The organism is Pseudomonas sp. 05N36 (assembly GCF_056397385.1).
In genome coordinates this window covers 55,312-71,574 of sequence record NZ_JBFTNH010000007.1, presented here as the reverse complement: position 1 = coordinate 71,574, position 16,263 = coordinate 55,312, and the positions used below count along the sequence as shown (strand labels likewise).

21 protein-coding genes are annotated in these 16,263 nt (G+C 58.7%); 10 read left to right on the top strand and 11 right to left on the bottom strand.

Going from position 1 to position 16,263, the window contains the following annotated elements:
- Positions 1-12 precede the first annotated feature (12 nt).
- The 3 genes from AC1DIH_RS11760 to trpB form a co-directional block, all read right to left on the bottom strand.
- The gene (locus AC1DIH_RS11760) at positions 13-444 is read right to left on the bottom strand and encodes an anti-virulence regulator CigR family protein (protein WP_054594905.1); all 432 of its coding nucleotides are present in this window, start codon (positions 442-444) and stop codon (positions 13-15) included.
- A gap of 123 nt (positions 445-567) precedes the next feature.
- A complete protein-coding gene (trpA, locus tag AC1DIH_RS11755; protein ID WP_054594906.1) occupies positions 568-1,380 on the bottom strand; it encodes a tryptophan synthase subunit alpha in 813 nt (270 codons plus the stop codon).
- The gene (trpB, locus tag AC1DIH_RS11750; RefSeq protein WP_477771790.1) at positions 1,380-2,600 is read right to left on the bottom strand and encodes a tryptophan synthase subunit beta; all 1,221 of its coding nucleotides are present in this window, start codon (positions 2,598-2,600) and stop codon (positions 1,380-1,382) included. Before trpB ends, trpA begins: the two co-directional genes overlap by 1 nt.
- A 112-nt stretch (positions 2,601-2,712) precedes the next feature.
- Between trpB and AC1DIH_RS11745 the strand changes: the two genes are divergently transcribed.
- Positions 2,713-3,603: a LysR family transcriptional regulator gene (locus tag AC1DIH_RS11745; protein ID WP_477767172.1), complete on the top strand. Its 891-nt coding sequence runs from the start codon at positions 2,713-2,715 to the stop codon at positions 3,601-3,603.
- On the opposite strand, the gene AC1DIH_RS11740 is transcribed toward AC1DIH_RS11745, so the two are convergent.
- Positions 3,600-3,926 (bottom strand): ElaB/YgaM/YqjD family protein, encoded by a 327-nt coding sequence (locus tag AC1DIH_RS11740; protein ID WP_103314885.1) that lies wholly within the window; start codon positions 3,924-3,926, stop codon positions 3,600-3,602. The two genes, AC1DIH_RS11745 and AC1DIH_RS11740, sit on opposite strands and share 4 nt — an antisense overlap.
- 142 nt (positions 3,927-4,068) lie before the next feature.
- Between AC1DIH_RS11740 and AC1DIH_RS11735 the strand changes: the two genes are divergently transcribed.
- Together AC1DIH_RS11735 and AC1DIH_RS11730 are read left to right on the top strand one after the other, a co-directional pair.
- On the top strand, positions 4,069-4,284 hold the full coding sequence (locus AC1DIH_RS11735; protein WP_477771789.1) for a dodecin: 216 nt from the start codon (positions 4,069-4,071) through the stop codon (positions 4,282-4,284).
- A gap of 132 nt (positions 4,285-4,416) precedes the next feature.
- The gene (locus tag AC1DIH_RS11730; RefSeq protein ID WP_054594911.1) at positions 4,417-4,638 is read left to right on the top strand and encodes a DUF1161 domain-containing protein; all 222 of its coding nucleotides are present in this window, start codon (positions 4,417-4,419) and stop codon (positions 4,636-4,638) included.
- Between the two features lie 66 nt (positions 4,639-4,704).
- Here the strand turns inward: AC1DIH_RS11730 and AC1DIH_RS11725 are convergent, their stop codons facing one another.
- Positions 4,705-5,706 (bottom strand): LLM class flavin-dependent oxidoreductase, encoded by a 1,002-nt coding sequence (locus AC1DIH_RS11725; protein ID WP_019694447.1) that lies wholly within the window; start codon positions 5,704-5,706, stop codon positions 4,705-4,707.
- A gap of 241 nt (positions 5,707-5,947) precedes the next feature.
- On the opposite strand from AC1DIH_RS11725, the gene AC1DIH_RS11720 reads away from it, so the two are divergent.
- Positions 5,948-6,379, top strand: coding sequence for an OsmC family protein (locus AC1DIH_RS11720; protein WP_477771788.1), 432 nt, complete (start codon positions 5,948-5,950; stop codon positions 6,377-6,379).
- Between the two features lie 127 nt (positions 6,380-6,506).
- Entirely contained in the window at positions 6,507-6,740 is a 234-nt protein-coding gene (locus tag AC1DIH_RS11715) for a DUF1161 domain-containing protein (RefSeq protein ID WP_054594914.1), read from the top strand.
- A 6-nt stretch (positions 6,741-6,746) separates the two neighbouring features.
- Here AC1DIH_RS11715 and AC1DIH_RS11710 read toward each other — a convergent pair whose 3' ends face one another.
- Together AC1DIH_RS11710 and AC1DIH_RS11705 are read right to left on the bottom strand one after the other, a co-directional pair.
- Positions 6,747-7,166 carry a PA0061/PA0062 family lipoprotein gene (locus tag AC1DIH_RS11710; RefSeq protein WP_477771787.1) on the bottom strand — a complete coding sequence of 140 codons (420 nt, stop codon included), beginning with the start codon at positions 7,164-7,166 and terminating at the stop codon, positions 6,747-6,749.
- 40 nt (positions 7,167-7,206) lie between these two features.
- Positions 7,207-7,623 (bottom strand): PA0061/PA0062 family lipoprotein, encoded by a 417-nt coding sequence (locus AC1DIH_RS11705; protein WP_347928512.1) that lies wholly within the window; start codon positions 7,621-7,623, stop codon positions 7,207-7,209.
- Between the two features lie 59 nt (positions 7,624-7,682).
- On the opposite strand from AC1DIH_RS11705, the gene AC1DIH_RS11700 reads away from it, so the two are divergent.
- Complete coding sequence (locus tag AC1DIH_RS11700) at positions 7,683-8,759, top strand: aminopeptidase (protein WP_477771786.1); 1,077 nt, start codon at positions 7,683-7,685, stop codon at positions 8,757-8,759.
- 117 nt (positions 8,760-8,876) lie between these two features.
- On the opposite strand, the gene AC1DIH_RS11695 is transcribed toward AC1DIH_RS11700, so the two are convergent.
- Entirely contained in the window at positions 8,877-9,527 is a 651-nt protein-coding gene (locus tag AC1DIH_RS11695; RefSeq protein WP_477771785.1) for an HAD family hydrolase, read from the bottom strand.
- Positions 9,528-9,554: 27 nt separating this feature from the next.
- Positions 9,555-10,100, bottom strand: a complete 546-nt coding sequence (locus tag AC1DIH_RS11690; protein ID WP_477771784.1) for a gamma carbonic anhydrase family protein — start codon at positions 10,098-10,100, stop codon at positions 9,555-9,557.
- Positions 10,101-10,162: 62 nt separating this feature from the next.
- Here AC1DIH_RS11690 and prlC point away from each other — a divergent pair, with 62 nt between their 5' ends.
- Both prlC and AC1DIH_RS11680 read left to right on the top strand, forming a co-directional pair.
- Entirely contained in the window at positions 10,163-12,241 is a 2,079-nt protein-coding gene (gene prlC, locus AC1DIH_RS11685) for an oligopeptidase A (RefSeq protein WP_477771783.1), read from the top strand.
- Entirely contained in the window at positions 12,238-12,528 is a 291-nt protein-coding gene (locus AC1DIH_RS11680; protein ID WP_477771782.1) for a YheV family putative zinc ribbon protein, read from the top strand. Before prlC ends, AC1DIH_RS11680 begins: the two co-directional genes overlap by 4 nt.
- Positions 12,529-12,647: 119 nt before the next feature.
- On the opposite strand, the gene AC1DIH_RS11675 is transcribed toward AC1DIH_RS11680, so the two are convergent.
- Both AC1DIH_RS11675 and AC1DIH_RS11670 read right to left on the bottom strand, forming a co-directional pair.
- Entirely contained in the window at positions 12,648-13,304 is a 657-nt protein-coding gene (locus AC1DIH_RS11675; protein WP_477771781.1) for a dual specificity protein phosphatase family protein, read from the bottom strand.
- A gap of 294 nt (positions 13,305-13,598) precedes the next feature.
- Positions 13,599-13,904, bottom strand: coding sequence for a hypothetical protein (locus AC1DIH_RS11670; protein WP_477771780.1), 306 nt, complete (start codon positions 13,902-13,904; stop codon positions 13,599-13,601).
- A 245-nt stretch (positions 13,905-14,149) separates the two neighbouring features.
- Here AC1DIH_RS11670 and AC1DIH_RS11665 point away from each other — a divergent pair, with 245 nt between their 5' ends.
- Positions 14,150-15,208: a PA0069 family radical SAM protein gene (locus AC1DIH_RS11665; RefSeq protein WP_477767160.1), complete on the top strand. Its 1,059-nt coding sequence runs from the start codon at positions 14,150-14,152 to the stop codon at positions 15,206-15,208.
- A gap of 244 nt (positions 15,209-15,452) precedes the next feature.
- Positions 15,453-16,184, top strand: a complete 732-nt coding sequence (locus tag AC1DIH_RS11660) for a carbonic anhydrase (protein ID WP_347928518.1) — start codon at positions 15,453-15,455, stop codon at positions 16,182-16,184.
- Positions 16,185-16,263: the final 79 nt, after the last annotated feature.

Here is a 16,263-nt window from a genome sequence, read left to right as displayed (position 1 = left end):
CCTGATCAACACTCAATACAACACACCCTCCAGCACCTCATAAACCACTCCGGTGCCTATGGCGATCAGCACGATGTCACCGCCCATGCGTCGCCATTCGTAACCTGGGTAATACGGCAAGCGTTCGAGGGCTCGGCTGTCCAGGCGTTCGCCGTAGTAGCCGCGCGGCAAGGGTTGGCCTCTGACCCAGCGAACGCCTGGCGGTGGTGGTGCACCGCGGACGAAATACCCGTGGTTGACGCGGATCACTTCGCGCACCGGACCGAAGTCCTGAGGTGGCCGTCTGTATTCAGGGCGGTGATCGCGGTGATCATCGCCGCGATGCTCATACCGCGGGCCACCGCGATCATGATCGTCGCGCTCATCGGCGCTTACGTGGAGCAAGGGCGTGGCGCTGAGCATCAATACACCCAGGCTGGCGATCAAGCGTTTGGGCATTTTCATTTGGGTCTTCCTCAGAGCATCCACAGCAAAAAAAGGGGCTTAGAACTCGGTTCCAAACCCCTGGGTCTTGCTATTTAGTCTGCGGCGCCGGGCACTAATTCCTCTGTATCAGGAACTTTACTCTTAGCTGACGCGGGCTTTACGCACACCTTCGGACAGTGCCGAGCACAGGCCGAGTACGCCGTCGATGGCCTGCTCGGGTGTGGTCGCGTTGGCGATGTGGTCGATCAGCGCCGAACCCACCACCACGCCGTCTGCCAGACGGGCGATGGACGCCGCTTGCTCCGGTGTGCGGATGCCGAACCCGATGCTGATCGGCAGGTCGGTGTGGCGACGCAAGCGGGCCACGGCTTCTTCGACGTGTTCCAGGGTCGCTGCGCCAGCACCGGTCACACCGGCCACCGACACGTAGTACACAAAACCGGAACTGCCATTGAGCACCGTCGGCAGACGCACGTCGTCGGTGGTCGGCGTGGTCAGGCGGATGAAGTCGATGCCAGCCGCTTGCGCCGGGTCGCACAGCTCGGCGTTATGTTCTGGCGGCATGTCGACCACGATCAGGCCATCGACACCGGCTTCCTTGGCGTCGCTGATGAAGCGCGGTACGCCGTAGTAATGAATCGGGTTGAAGTAACCCATCAGCACCAGCGGCGTGTGGTTGTTGTCTTTGCGGAACTCGCGAACCATTTGCAGGGTTTTTGCCAGGTTCTGCTTGGCACCCAAGGCGCGGATGTTGGCGAGCTGGATTGCCGGGCCGTCGGCCATCGGATCGGTGAAGGGCATGCCCAGTTCGATCACGTCGGCGCCCGCCGCTGGCAAACCTTTGAGGATCGCCAGCGAGGTGTCATAGCTCGGGTCGCCGGCAGTGACGAAGGTCACCAGGGCGGCGCGGTTCTGTTCTTTGAGTTCGGCGAAGCGCGTTTGCAGGCGGCTCATCAGTGTTTCTCCTGCTGAGAGTTTTCCATGTGGTGCATGACGGTCTGCATGTCTTTGTCGCCACGGCCTGACAGGTTGACCACCATCAGGTGATCCTTCGGCAGGGTCGGTGCGCGTTTGAACACTTCGGCCAGGGCGTGGGCGCTTTCCAGTGCAGGAATAATCCCTTCCAGGCGGCAGCATTTGTGGAAGGCGTCCAAGGCTTCGTGGTCAGTCACCGAGGTGTACTGAACGCGGCCGATGTCATGCAACCAGGCGTGTTCCGGACCGATGCCCGGATAGTCGAGGCCGGCGGAGATCGAGTGAGCATCGATGATCTGGCCATCGTCGTCCTGCAGCAGGAAGGTCCGGTTGCCGTGCAGCACGCCCGGTACGCCGCCGTTCAGGCTGGCCGCATGCTTGCCGGTTTCGATGCCATGGCCCGCCGCTTCAACGCCGATGATTTCGACGCTTTTGTCATCGAGGAACGGGTGGAACAGGCCCATGGCGTTGGAACCACCGCCAATGCACGCCACCAGGCTGTCCGGCAGGCGACCTTCCTTGGCTTGCAGTTGTTCGCGGGTTTCCTTGCCGATCACCGCCTGGAAGTCGCGGACCATCGCTGGGTAAGGGTGCGGGCCGGCCACGGTGCCGATCAGGTAGAAAGTGCTGTCGACGTTGGTCACCCAGTCACGCAGGGCTTCGTTCATCGCGTCTTTCAGGGTGCCGGTGCCGGCAACCACGGGGATCACTTCGGCGCCCAGCAGTTTCATGCGGAACACGTTGGCCTGTTGGCGCTCTATGTCGGTGGTGCCCATGTAGATCACGCAATCGAGGCCAAAGCGCGCGGCCACGGTGGCTGTCGCCACGCCGTGCATGCCGGCGCCGGTCTCGGCGATGATGCGTTTTTTGCCCATGCGCCGCGCCAGCAGGATCTGGCCGATGCAGTTGTTGATCTTGTGCGCGCCGGTGTGGTTCAGCTCTTCGCGCTTGAGGTAGATCTTCGCGCCGCCGCAGAATTCGGTCAGGCGCTCGGCGAAGTACAGCGGGCTTGGGCGGCCGACGTAGTCGCGCTGGAAGTAGGCCAGTTCTTCTTTGAACGCCGGATCATCCTTGGCCGCTTCATATTCGCGGGCCAGGTCGAGGATCAACGGCATCAGGGTCTCGGCAACGTAGCGGCCGCCGAACGCGCCAAACAGGCCGTTGGCATCAGGGCCGTTGCGCAGATTAGTCTGGGTCATGGGGCGCTCCAGTTGAATTCGTGAAATGGCAATGGCGTTCACTCTACCCCTGACGTCCAAAGCTGAAAACCGATAAGATCGCCGTAACCTGTCAGGAAAACTCACAGATCCCATGAGCCATGACCTTCCCCCGCTGAACGCCTTGCGCGCCTTCGAGGCCACTGCCCGCCTGAACAGCGTCAGTCAGGCTGCGGAGCAACTGCACGTGACTCACGGTGCGGTCAGTCGACAGCTGAAAGTGCTGGAGGAACATCTGGGGGTGAGCCTGTTCGTCAAGGATGGGCGCGGCCTGAAACTCACAGATGCCGGCGTGCGCTTACGCGATGCCAGCAGCGAGGCCTTCGAGCGTTTGCGCACCGTGTGCGGTGAGCTGACGCAAGGCCACGCCGACGCGCCGTTCGTGCTCGGTTGCTCTGGCAGCTTGCTGGCGCGCTGGTTCATTCCACGTCTGGGCCGGTTGAATGCCGACTTGCCGGACTTGCGTTTGCACCTGTCGGCGGGTGAAGGCGATCTTGACCCACGACGGCCGGGGCTCGATGCCTTGCTGGTGTTTGCCGAGCCGCCGTGGCCTGCGGACATGCAGGTTTATGAATTGGCCAGCGAGCGCATCGGCCCGGTGCTCAGCCCACGCTTTGCCGGTTACGACAGCCTGCGTCAGGCGCCGGCGGCTGCGCTGCTCAACCAATCCTTGTTGCACACCACTTCACGTCCGCAAGCCTGGCCCAGTTGGGCGCAGCGCAACGACCTCGACGCCAAGGCGCTGAAGTTCGGGCAGGGTTTCGAGCATTTGTATTATTTGCTGGAGGCGGCGGTGGCCGGGCTGGGCGTGGCGATTGCCCCTGAGCCGCTGGTGGCCGAGGACTTGAAGGCCGGTCGCCTGGTCGCGCCGTGGGGTTTTAGTGAAACCCCGGCGCAACTGGCGTTGTGGCTACCCAAGCGCGCCGCAGACGGGCGCGCTCGGCAGTTGGCGCAGTGGCTGAAAAACGAACTGCGCCAGCCTTAATGGCCGCGTTTGTACAGCAGATACGCCGCCACCAAACCCAAGGCACCGACCGCGACGCTAGCGGTAGTCCATGGGTGCTCCTGAGCGTAATCGCGGGTGGCGATTCCGGTTTCGCGGGTTTTGACTTTGACTTCTTCGTACGCATCGCTGAGCAGGTGGCGCGAGTGTTTCAGTGCGTTCTCGGCGTTGTTTTTGAGGGCCTTGAGAGTTTTCAGCGACTCGTCCGAGGTATCACTCTTCAAGCTTTCCAGCGACTTGAGCAGACTCTCGATCTCGGCTTCCATGCTTTGCAATGACGCTTTACGCAACGAGGTGATGGCCATGGTGACTCTCCTTCTTTGATTGAGTGCGTATGTTGGTTGGGACTCCAACGGTTCGGGAAAGTGCATTCATTTTGAACCTTCAACGACAGAAGAAATACCGACAATCGCTGCTAGGCTCTAATCACAATTCCAGGAGAACGCCATGACTGACCATCACACCTACAAGAAAGTCGAACTGGTTGGCTCGTCCCCCACCAGCATTGAAGAGGCCATCAACAATGCATTGGCCGAGGCCAGCAAAAGCATCAAGCTCATGGAGTGGTTCGAGGTTACCGAAACCCGCGGGCACATCAAGGACGGCAAGGCGGCACACTTTCAGGTCACGCTCAAAGTCGGGTTCCGGATTGCCAACAGCTGAGGTTGAGCTAGGCTTCTGAACTTGTGCGCTGGCCGATTGCCATAGGGAATGGCAAAGCGCTACTTCGTCTTGGGCGTCAGGCGCCCGAGTGTTAACGCTTACCCCTTTTGATCCGACCAGGGAATGTGACCGATGAAGAAATTTATATTGGCGGTGGGTTTGTTGAGCATTGCGGGAACAACCTTTGCGGCGGGCAAACCGTGCGAAGAGCTGAAAAGCGAAATTGCGGCAAAAATCGATGCCAAGGGCTCCAAAAACTATTCGCTGGAAATTGTCGATAAAGGCGCGGCCGCGGGTGGCAAGGTGGTCGGAAAATGCGAGGCAGGCAAGAAGGTCATCGTCTACAAGAAGTAGGTGAGTCAGCTGTTTATGTAAAGCCGACGCCATGGCGTCGGCTTTTTTGCAGGTGCTGTCCGAGACTCAGCCCTTCATCACTTGCGCCAGCAGTTCGTAGGAATGCAGGCGATCAGCGTGTTCGTACAGGTCACAGGTGAAGATCAACTCGTCGGCTTGAGTCTGCTCGATCAGCACTTCAAGTTTGCCGCGAATTTTCGCCGGGCTGCCGACCATGGCCAGGCCGAGGAAATCACCGACAGCTTCTCTCTCATGGGGCAACCACAGGCCATCCATGGTTTTCACCGGTGGCCGCTGAACCAGGCTTTGGCCACGCATCAGCGCCAGAATCCGTTGGTAGACCGAGGTCGCCAGGTAATCGGCGCGTTCGTCGGTGTCGGCGGCTACCAGCGGCACGCCCAGCATCACGTAGGGTTTATCCAGTACGGCTGAAGGCTTGAAGTGATTGCGGTAAACCCGAATCGCTTCATGCATATAACGCGGTGCGAAATGCGAGGCGAAGGCGTAAGGCAAACCGCGCTCGCCGGCCAGTTGCGCGCTGAACAGGCTGGAGCCCAGCAGCCAGACCGGCACATGGGTGCCGGTGCCGGGCATCGCGATAATGCGCTGGTCCGGCGTGCGTGGACCCAGGTAACGCATCAGTTCGGCCACGTCTTCGGGGAAATCGTCGGCGCTGCCGGAGCGTTCACGGCGCAAGGCGCGGGCGGTCATCTGATCGGAGCCCGGTGCGCGACCCAGACCGAGGTCGATTCGCCCCGGATAGAGGCTTTCGAGGGTGCCGAATTGTTCGGCGATCACCAGCGGCGCATGGTTGGGCAGCATCACGCCACCAGAGCCGACACGAATGCTCGACGTCCCGCCGGCCAGGTAGCCAAGCAGTACGGAAGTCGCGGAGCTGGCGATGCCATCCATGTTGTGGTGTTCGGCGACCCAGAAGCGGTTATAGCCCCACTTCTCCACGTGTTGCGCCAGGTCCAGCGAGTTGCGCAGCGATTGCGCAGGGCTGCCGTTCTCGCGAACGGGCACCAGGTCCAGCGTCGAGAACTTGATATCGGACAGTTGTTTCATAAGCCGGCTTCTCCAATGAGGGTACGCAGGCTTTTCTCACCAACGAAAACCTGCCGAATGCATGAGCGTGTTCTATGCAATGTGGGCATATACCCGAGTTTCAATAGCAGACGTGAAATTGCCGACCAGATAAGCGGTTCGATCCGACACGATGAACTTTGCTCAGCCTTCTATCCTCAGAACCCAGGCAACCGAAAACCATGAAGGCGCGATTCTCGCGCCGGATATTGAGGAGGCACAGATGGGTATCAAAAAGAAAGCATCGGCACATTGGGTCGGTGATTTGAAGACCGGCCTTGGTTCTATCTCGACCGAAACCGGGGTCCTGAAAGATGCACCTTATGGCTTCAAGGCACGTTTCGAGGGCGGCCCGGGCACCAACCCGGAAGAGCTGATCGGCGCCGCTCACGCGGGGTGTTTCTCCATGGCATTTTCGATGATTCTCGGCGAGGCTGGCCTCAAGGCCGACACGATTGACACCCAGGCCGAGGTGACGCTGGATCAGGTCGACGGTGGTTTTGCGATCACCGCCGTGCACCTGACGCTCAAAGCGAAAATCCCTGGCGCGAGCCAGCAGCAATTCGAGGAATTGAGCAAAAAAGCCAAAGTAGGCTGCCCGGTTTCCAAGGTGTTGAACGCCAAAATCACGCTTGATGCGACACTCGTGGGCTGATCGCTCCCTGGTAGCAGCTGGCACGCCAGCTGCTACAAATCAGAACTCATGAACTGAAACTGTGGTCGAATAACTGACAGCAGCTTCAGCGCATGACTGTGCGCGCTGCCTCAAGGGAGCTTCAACCATGAAACGTTTTGCCTTGGCGGTTATCTGCAGTGTGCTGGCCACATCGGCCCTGGCGGCAACCAAATCCTGCGAAGAACTCAAGGCCGAGATCGAATCCAAGATCCAGGCCAATAACGTATCGTCCTACACCCTGGAGATCGTCACCAATGATGAAGTGCACGACCAGAACATGGTGGTCGGCACGTGTGAAGGCGGAACGAAGAAAATCATCTATCAGAAGAACGACAGATAATCCGTCTTACGGGATGCAAAAAGTCTGATTCTCTTCGGCGACGAGCTCGCGCTTGGCGTTATACAGCCGGGCGCTGGGCGTGGTGGTCAGCGAGCGAGCTTCGAGCAGGTAACGTTGGCCGGCTTCGAAATGATCGTAGCGCACGGTCAAATAGCACAGTCGGTTTGGCGAGTCTAAGTCCATGCCAAAGCCTCCGTAAAACTGCTCGAAGTCGAAGCGAACCTTCAGTTCATGGCTGCCGGGTGTGACCTGGAAGAATCGCCCGTCTTTCAGGCGCTTATTGTCCAGGCTTTCGGCCATGAGGACCTTGCCCCCGGGCGTCGGCATGGCGAAGTCGACCCAGGCCATGTTCGGGTTCGCGGCAGGCAACGGGGTCATACAGCCGGCCAGCGAGCTGATGGCGAGAAAAAGCAGAATTCTGCGCATGATCAATTTCCGGGCGGTCAGGTATTAATCATAGCGCCGATCAGGTTCGTTGGCAGCCTGCCAGATGCGCTTGGCCAACGACTTTGCGCTGCTGATCATAGAGTTTGGCCCACGGCCGGAAGCCGATATTGCCCGCTTGCAGTTGATATCGCTGGCCGGCACTGAAGTCGTTGAACTTCACACTTAACCGGCAATCGCGCCACAGCGGTTCGGCGTCGGGACCGATATTCGTCGGTGCTACCGCGAACTGATAACGTACCTTCAACTCATGGCTGCCCGGTGGAACCTGGAAGTAGCGCTTATCGGCGGTGGCCTTGGCGTCCACTTCCAGCGCTTGCAGCACGGTGTCATGTTGATGGGGGCCGAGGTCGATCCAGGCTTGCGCCGGGTCGGGTTGGGGCAGTCCAACACAGCCAGCCAGCATCAGCAGGTTTGCAGTCAGCATTAACGCGCGCATAGCGAAGCTCCAGTCAGGCGAGATAGTCTTGCGGGCAGACTCCCCAAGGATGATTTGATGTGATCAGGCCGCTTTCAAGCCATCGGTTACTTGATCGCGTTTTGCGCGTTTTGTTTCCGGCCGCGTTGCTTTTGTTGCTGAACGGTTGCTCGAGCGTCAGTTATTACAGCCAGTTGGCCAGCGGTCAGTGGCAATTGCTGCACGCGCGTGAACCGGTGAGCGAGGTGATTGCCAACCCTGCACGTGATGCGAAACTGCGCGCGCGCCTGGCTCAGTCGCAAAAGGCTCGCGAGTTCGCCAGCCAGCGGTTGCACTTGCCAGACAACGAAAGTTATCGCCTCTACGCCGACATCGGCCGACCGTATGTGGTGTGGAATGTGTTCGCCACGCCGGAGTTTTCCCTCAAGCCGCAGAATCATTGCTTTCCGATTGCCGGGTGCGTGGCCTATCGCGGGTACTACAGTCAGAGCGCCGCGCGAGGCAACGCTGCGCTGCTGCGTCTGCAGGGCATGGACGTGTCGATCAGCGGTGTTGAAGCCTATTCGACCCTGGGCTGGTTCAACGACCCGATCATCAGTTCAATGATGAACTGGGGTGACGAGCGCCTGGCGACGCTGATTTTTCACGAATTGGCGCATCAGCGGTTTTATGTGAAGGACGACACGGAGTTCAACGAATCTTTCGCCACCTTCGTCGAACAGGAAGGCACCCGCCAATGGCGCGCGGAGCGCGGCTTACCGCCGGCCGGCAAGGCTCAAGAGCAGCAACGTGATCAACTTACCCGGCTGATTCTGGACACCCGTACGCGACTCGAAAAACTCTATGCATTGCCCCTGGCGCCCGAACAGATGCGCCAGCGTAAAGCCGCCGAGTTCGACCGTTTGCGCAGCGATTATCGAACCCTGCGCGACAGCCAATGGGCCGGCGACAAGCGCTTTGATGCCTGGATCAACGCCCCGATGAACAACGCCAGGCTGCTGCCATTCGGGCTCTATGACCAATGGGTGCCGGCGTTTTCCGCTTTGTTTAGACAGGTCGATGGTAATTGGGTGGCTTTCTACGCCGCCGTGGAAAAACTCGGCAGGTTGCCCGTTGGAGAGCGCAAGGCTGCATTGAAAGCGTTGGCAACCCTTTGAGATTTGCGCTGGATGAACTGACGCCATCGCGAGCAGGCTCGCTCCCACAGGGGATCGCGTACTTACCCAGCGACTCGGTCTAATGTGGGAGCGAGCCTGCTCGCGATGGCGATTCCACTAACGCTGCAAAAACGCCTGATGCAACTCGGCCAATGTCTCGAAGTGATACGCCGGTTGTTCGGCGCTCAGCTCTTCGTGGCTGCCGAAGCCATAACCCACTGCTGCCGCGTCCAGACCGTTGCGCCTGGCACCGATCAGGTCGTGTTTGCGGTCGCCGATCATCAGTGTGCTGGCCGGGTCGAGGCCTTCTTCGGTCATCAAATGGGCGATCAGCTCGACCTTGTCGGTGCGGGTGCCGTCCAGTTCGCTGCCGTAGATCACTTTGAAGTGCCGGTCGAAACCGAAGTGCCGGGCGATTTCCCGGGCGAAAACCCACGGCTTCGACGTTGCGATATACAGCTGCCGCCCTTGCCCATCAAGGGTTTCCAGCAATGGCATGACACCGTCGAACACGCGGTTTTCGTACAGGCCGGTAACCTTGAAGCGCTCGCGGTAGAAATTCACCGCCTCCCAGGCCTTCGGCTCATCAAAGTCGTAGAACTGCATGAAGGCTTGCAGCAACGGCGGGCCGATGAAGTGTTCGAGCTTGGTCAGGTCAGGCTCGTCGATCCCCAGTTTGCTCAAGGCGAACTGGATCGAGCGAGTGATGCCCTCACGCGGGTCGGTCAGGGTGCCATCGAGGTCGAATAAAACGGTTTGGTAATGCATGAATATTCCTGAGTGAGCCTGCCGGAGTCAGAGCTGGTCGTAGCCTTCGGCCAGATGCAGGTCTTTGAGCTTCACGTAATTCGCCGCGCTGTAGGTGAAAAACGCCCGTTCCTTGTCAGTCAGTGGGCGGATCTGTTTCACCGGGCTGCCGACATAGAGGAAACCGCTTTCCAGGCGTTTGCCCGGCGGCACCAGGCTGCCGGCGCCGATGATCACCTCGTCTTCGACTACTGCGCCATCCATGACGATGCTGCCCATGCCGATCAGGATCCGGTTGCCGACGGAGCAGCCATGCAGCATGACTTTGTGGGCGATGGTCACGTCGTCACCGATCAACAGCGGGAAACCGTCAGGGTTGAAGGGCCCGGCGTGGGTGATGTGCAGCACGCAGCCATCCTGCACGCTGGTGCGCTGGCCAATGCGGATGCGGTGCATGTCGCCGCGGATCACGGTCAGCGGCCAGACCGAGCTGCCTTCGCCTATTTCGACGTCGCCGATTACCACCGCCGAGCTGTCGACAAAGGCGCCTTTACCGAGCACGGGGGTGTGGTTCTGGTACTTGCGAAGGGACACGATAGGCTCTCTCTCTGTTGTTGATAGCTGCGGTTGACGTCGATTGTAATTAAGATGGCCGCATGTTTCTTCCAGCCAAGGTGCCAACCGTGAGCGTGAACAATCCTCTTTTGCAGCCCTACGACCTGCCGCCGTTCTCGGCGATCCGCGCCGAGCACGTACAACCGGCCATCGAACAGATCCTTGCGGACAACCGCGCCGCCATCGCCGAGATCCTCAAAACCCAGGGCAAACAGCCTACCTGGGCGGGCCTGGTGCTGGCGATGGACGAACTGAACGATCGCCTGGGCGCAGCCTGGAGCCCGGTCAGTCACCTGAATGCGGTGTGCAACAGTGCCGAACTGCGTGAGGCTTACGAGTCCTGCCTGCCGGCGCTGAGTGCCTACGCCACCGAAATGGGCCAGAACCGCGAGTTGTTCCAGGCTTATGAAGCGCTGGTCAATAGCCCGGAAGCAGCCGGTTTCGATGTCGCGCAAAAAACCATTCTGGAACACGCGCTGCGTGATTTCCGTCTGTCGGGTATCGATTTGCCGGCGGCTGAGCAAAAGCGTTACGCCGAGGTGCAGAGCAAGCTGTCGGAGCTGGGCAGCCATTTCTCCAACCAATTGCTCGATGCCACCCAGGCCTGGACCAAACACATCACCGATGAGGCCGCCCTCGCCGGCCTGACCGATTCGGCCAAGGCGCAAATGGCCGCCGCCGCCCAAGCCAAAGATCTGCAAGGCTGGCTGATCAACCTGGAATTCCCGAGCTACTACGCGGTGATGACCTACGCCCAAGACCGCGCGCTGCGCGAAGAAGTCTACGCCGCCTACTGCACCCGTGCGTCGGACCAAGGCCCGAACGCCGGTCAGAACGATAACGGCCCGGTGATGGAAGAAATCCTCGACCTGCGTCAGGAACTGGCCAAGCTGCTGGGTTTCGCCAGTTTCTCGGAGCTGAGCCTGGCGACCAAAATGGCCGAGTCCAGCGATCAGGTGCTGAGCTTCCTGCGCGACCTGGCCAAGCGCAGCAAACCGTTCGCCGCGCAGGATCTCGAGCAACTCAAAGCCTACGCGGCCGAACAGGGCTGCCCTGATCTGCAAAGCTGGGACAGCGGTTTCTACGGCGAAAAACTCCGTGAACAGCGTTACAGCGTTGCTCAGGAAGCGCTTCGTGCGTACTTCCCGATCGATAAAGTCCTGAGCGGTCTGTTCGCCATCGTCCAGCGTCTGTACGGCATCGAAATCGCCGAGCTGAAAGGTTTCGACACCTGGCACCCGGACGTTCGCCTGTTCGAAATCAAGGAAAACGGCGAGCATGTCGGGCGCTTCTTCTTCGACCTGTATGCCCGTGCCAACAAGCGCGGCGGTGCCTGGATGGACGGCGCCCGCGACCGTCGCCGTACCGCTGAAGGTGTATTGCAAAGCCCGGTGGCTAATCTGGTGTGCAACTTCACCCCGGCTGACAGCGGCAAGCCTGCCCTGCTGACCCACGATGAAGTCACTACGCTGTTCCACGAATTCGGTCACGGCCTGCATCACCTGCTGACCCGCGTTGAATATTCCGGCGTGTCCGGGATCAATGGCGTGGCGTGGGACGCGGTCGAGCTGCCAAGTCAGTTCATGGAAAACTGGTGCTGGGAGCCGGAAGGCCTGGCGTTGATCTCCGGTCATTACGAAACCGGCGAGCCGCTGCCGCAGGACCTGCTGCAAAAAATGCTCGCCGCGAAGAACTTCCAGTCCGGGCTGATGATGGTTCGCCAGCTGGAATTCTCGCTGTTCGACTTCGAGCTGCACGCCACCCATGGTGACGGCCGTAGCGTGCTGCAAGTGCTCGAAGGCGTGCGCGACGAGGTTTCGGTGATGCGTCCACCGGCTTACAACCGTTTCCCTAATAGCTTCGCGCACATCTTCGCTGGCGGTTACGCGGCGGGTTACTACAGCTACAAATGGGCTGAAGTGCTGTCGGCCGATGCCTTCTCGAAGTTCGAGGAAGAAGGTGTGCTCAATGCCGCCACCGGTCGTGCGTTCCGCGAGGCGATCCTGGCCCGCGGTGGTTCTCAGGAGCCGATGGTGCTGTTCGTCGATTTCCGCGGACGTGCGCCGTCGATTGACGCACTCTTGCGCCACAGCGGCCTCGACGAGGACGCGGCAGCATGAGTGACGGGCCAGTGAGCAAAACCAAGAAACGCTTCATCGCCGGGGCAGTCTGCCCGGCGTGCAGCGAGCCGGACAAGTTGATGATGTGGAGCGAGGACGAGGTGCCGCACCGCGAATGCGTGGCCTGCGGTTACTCCGACACGCTGAACGAGCAAGGTCTGTCAGTGCCCAAGGAATTGGGGACGCGGGTCAATACCACCGCGGTGAAGGTCCCGGATGCCAAGGTCCAGGCGGTGCAGTTCTTTCCCAATCCGAAGCTGAAGAAAAAGCCCGACGATCACTCCTGATCTCCCGGCACTTTGAAATCCGCCTTTGAGCCTGATCGCTCAAGGGCGGTATTTATCGAATGACGCCACACTCCTCGATTGCAGGTTCACGACCCGCCTGTTTGGGTGTGGCGCGCCCCTCAGATCTTCGGTTTTTCGGTATTGACCGTTTTTAGCCAGCTTTTCATCGAGCAGGTCGCAAACACACTGGTACTGCAATCGCCGTTGGCCAGTGCAGTACGCAGTTTGTCGATATCGGCCTTCATCATGTAGCGAATGCCATTCTTGAAGTGGGTATTGTCGTCGAAACCACCCTGGGTCATTTCGTTCAGGGCATCTTCCTTGCTCCAGCCTTGCACCACCACGCGGTACATTGCAGCCATCAGGGCAGTGCGATCCGATCCGCGTTTGCAATGGATCAACACCGGGCCTTTGCTTTGACCGGTTTGAATGGCCCGCAGCGCACTCAGCACCTCGCTGTCATCGACATGGCTGGTCTTGTACGGCAATTGCACCAGGTTGATGCCGGGTGTCGAAAGCCAGCTTGCGTCGGATTCGGGCAGAAAGTTGATCACCGTCGTGATCTGGAGTTTTTCCAGCAATGGCAGCGCTCCGTGATCGGGAAGTGTGCTGCGGTAAAGGGTCGGCGACATCTGGTAAAGGCCGTACTGCGCTTCGACGGGCTGGGCCCATTCTGCGGGACGGATGGATTGGGTTTGTTCGGCCTGAACCTGATCGAACGCAAAGATCGCCATGAACGACAGGCACAGAGCGAGCAAGAGGTAGTTTTTCGACATGAGTCAGGGGGCCGTGGATGAAGGAATGGGCGACTGGAGCCCAGCCTGAACCCTGAGCAGTCAAAGCTCTGTGAGGGGCTTGTCAAAGAATTGTTAAGCCAGACGGCGCCTTTGACTTTACGAGGACGGCCTTTGCCGGTGTTTGCGGTGCAAAAAGGATTAAATGATGTTGAGTAATTAATAAGATGTCATGAAGGTTTTTTATATTGAAATAACTAACGCCTGTGAAACTGTTTTCGCGGGCGCTAGTTTCTGAGTGTTAGCCCGTATTACCAAATACCGAGCCAGGGCCCGTCAGGGATTTACAATATTGGCATAGGCTTTGGCCAGCGCCAGCAATTTGGCTTTGTCATCGGCGTCAATGTCGCCATCACCATCCACATCCTTGCTAACAGTTCTGATATTGAAGGATTGACCGCCATCACTGGAGACTGCGGTGATGAAAATCGAATCCACCAGTGTTTCGGTCTGCGTTTCATTTTCTGCATCCCAACCCGGTTCTTTTCGTGCAAGTTGCATCGAAACTTGTGCTTCCCGTGGACTGACGATGGTCGGTGCCAGCAATTGTAGAAAGATACCGCGTTGATTAAAGAACGACATTGCTAAATCCTTTTAAGGGTTGTCCAGTAGGGTGTTGCGTGTGCCAGGAATAATAGGGGCAACTTTTATCGGATGACCAATGGTTATATGTTTCTCGTTCTTACGCCTACGGATGGCTTAACAAGTAGTTATATAAAGCAGATAGGGGTTAACTTGGCAGCTATCGCTAAAGCTGCCGAACGGCACTGGCCTGGCATTGGATCTTCCTATACTGTATGAATATACAGCAATGAGGGGTTTTCCCAATGTTCACGCCCTTGCCGCCTCGCGGACGCGGGACCGCCAGCAACCCGCACAATCGCTTTGCGCCGAACCGTTCGGTGGCCGAAGACGATGGCTGGTACCAGGAAGTACCGCTGACCCAAGGCACCGAGGTGCGCATCGAGACGGCGAAAACCATCATCACCCGCAACAACTCGCCCGACCTGCCCTTCGATCGCTCGATCAATCCCTATCGAGGTTGCGAGCACGGCTGCATCTACTGCTATGCACGACCCAGTCATGCCTATTGGGACCTGTCGCCCGGGCTGGATTTCGAAACGAAGCTGATCGCCAAAAGCAATGCTGCCGACGTGTTGGAGCAGCAGCTTTCCAAGCGCGGTTATCAGTGTGCGCCGATCAACCTGGGCTCCAACACCGATCCCTATCAGCCGATCGAGCGCGAACACAAAATCACCCGGCGAATTCTGCAGGTGCTGCTGCGCTACCGGCATCCGGTGACGATTATCACCAAGGGCTCATTGATTCTTCGCGATCTGGATCTGCTCGGTGAACTCGCCGAACAGCGTCTGGTGGCGGTGATGATCAGCCTGACCAGCCTCGACGACGAGCTCAAGCGCATCCTTGAGCCGCGAACGGCCGCCCCGAAGGCGCGGTTACGGGCGATGCGGGTCATGCGTGAGGCCGGGATCCCGGTGGGCGTTTTGTGTTCGCCGATGATCCCGATGATCAACGACAGTGAACTGGAAAGCCTGCTGACCGAAGCTCACGCGGCCGGCGCGCAGAGTGCGGCTTACATGATGCTGCGCCTGCCGCTGGAAGTGGCACCGTTGTTCGAGGAATGGCTGGCAGCCCATTATCCGCAGCGTGCAGCCCATGTATTGAGCTTGATCCGTCAAAGCCGCGGCGGTGAACTGTATGACAGTCGCTTTGGCGCTCGCATGCGCGGCGAAGGACCGTTCGCCGATCTGTTGGCGCAACGCTTCGCCAAAACGATAAAACGTCTTGGGCTCAATCAACGTGAAGGCTTCAACCTGGACTGCACAGCCTTTTGTCCGCCCGGTGCTCAAATGTCGTTGCTTTAGCAACAATTGGCCTAAGGTTGAGTAGTGGAAACGCTGGGGGGTTGATACGCTGATCACGTTTTTTGTGACCTGTAACACAGGTTCTAGAGCGGTTTATTCAGTTTGAGTTAAGTTTCGGTGGTTACCTTGTTCATCGAGTGACTGGATGGTCACTGATCAGTGGCCTGGATGTTTTCTAACCAGTCGCTGGCTTTATCCCAGGTAAATCGGGAAAACTTCCCTACTCCGTCAAAGAGGATGAATCATGAGTGACAAGGATAAACAGCCGTTGGCTGCGTCGGCTTCCGCCCTCCCTGTGGCTGAAAGCGCCGATGCAGCGCTGCAGCACATCGTTGATGGTTTCTTACACTTCCACCACGAGGTCTTCCCGCAACAGGAAGAACTCTTCAAGAAACTCGCCACGGCTCAACGGCCCCGAGCGATGTTCATTGCGTGCGCGGATTCTCGCATTGTTCCCGAGTTGATTACCCAAAGCGCCCCAGGCGATCTGTTTGTCACCCGCAACGTTGGCAACGTTGTGCCACCCTATGGCCAGATGAACGGCGGCGTTTCCACGGCCATCGAATATGCGGTGCTGGCCCTTGGTGTGCAGCACATCATCATTTGCGGGCACTCCGATTGCGGCGCCATGCGAGCTGTACTCAATCCGCAAAGCCTGGAAAAAATGCCCACGGTCAAAGCCTGGCTGCGTCACGCCGAAGTGGCAAAAACCATGGTCCAGGAAAACTGCCATTGCGCTGACGAAAACGAAAGCATGCAGGTGCTTACCGAAGAAAACGTCATCGCCCAGTTGCAGCATTTGCGCACTCACCCTTCAGTGGCCTCGCGCATGGCCAACGGTCAGCTGTTTATCCATGGCTGGGTCTACAGCATCGAAACCAGCGAAATCAAAGCCTACGATGCGGACAAGGGCTGCTTCCTGCCTCTGGATGGCAGTCATCCGATTCCCGTGGCGACGCCCAAAGCGCGTTTCTAAATCCTCCTAAACACCTTGTCTGGTCTGGCCAAGGCTGCTGAAAAAGYGGTCGGGCTTCGCCACGCCTGAAGAATCTCAG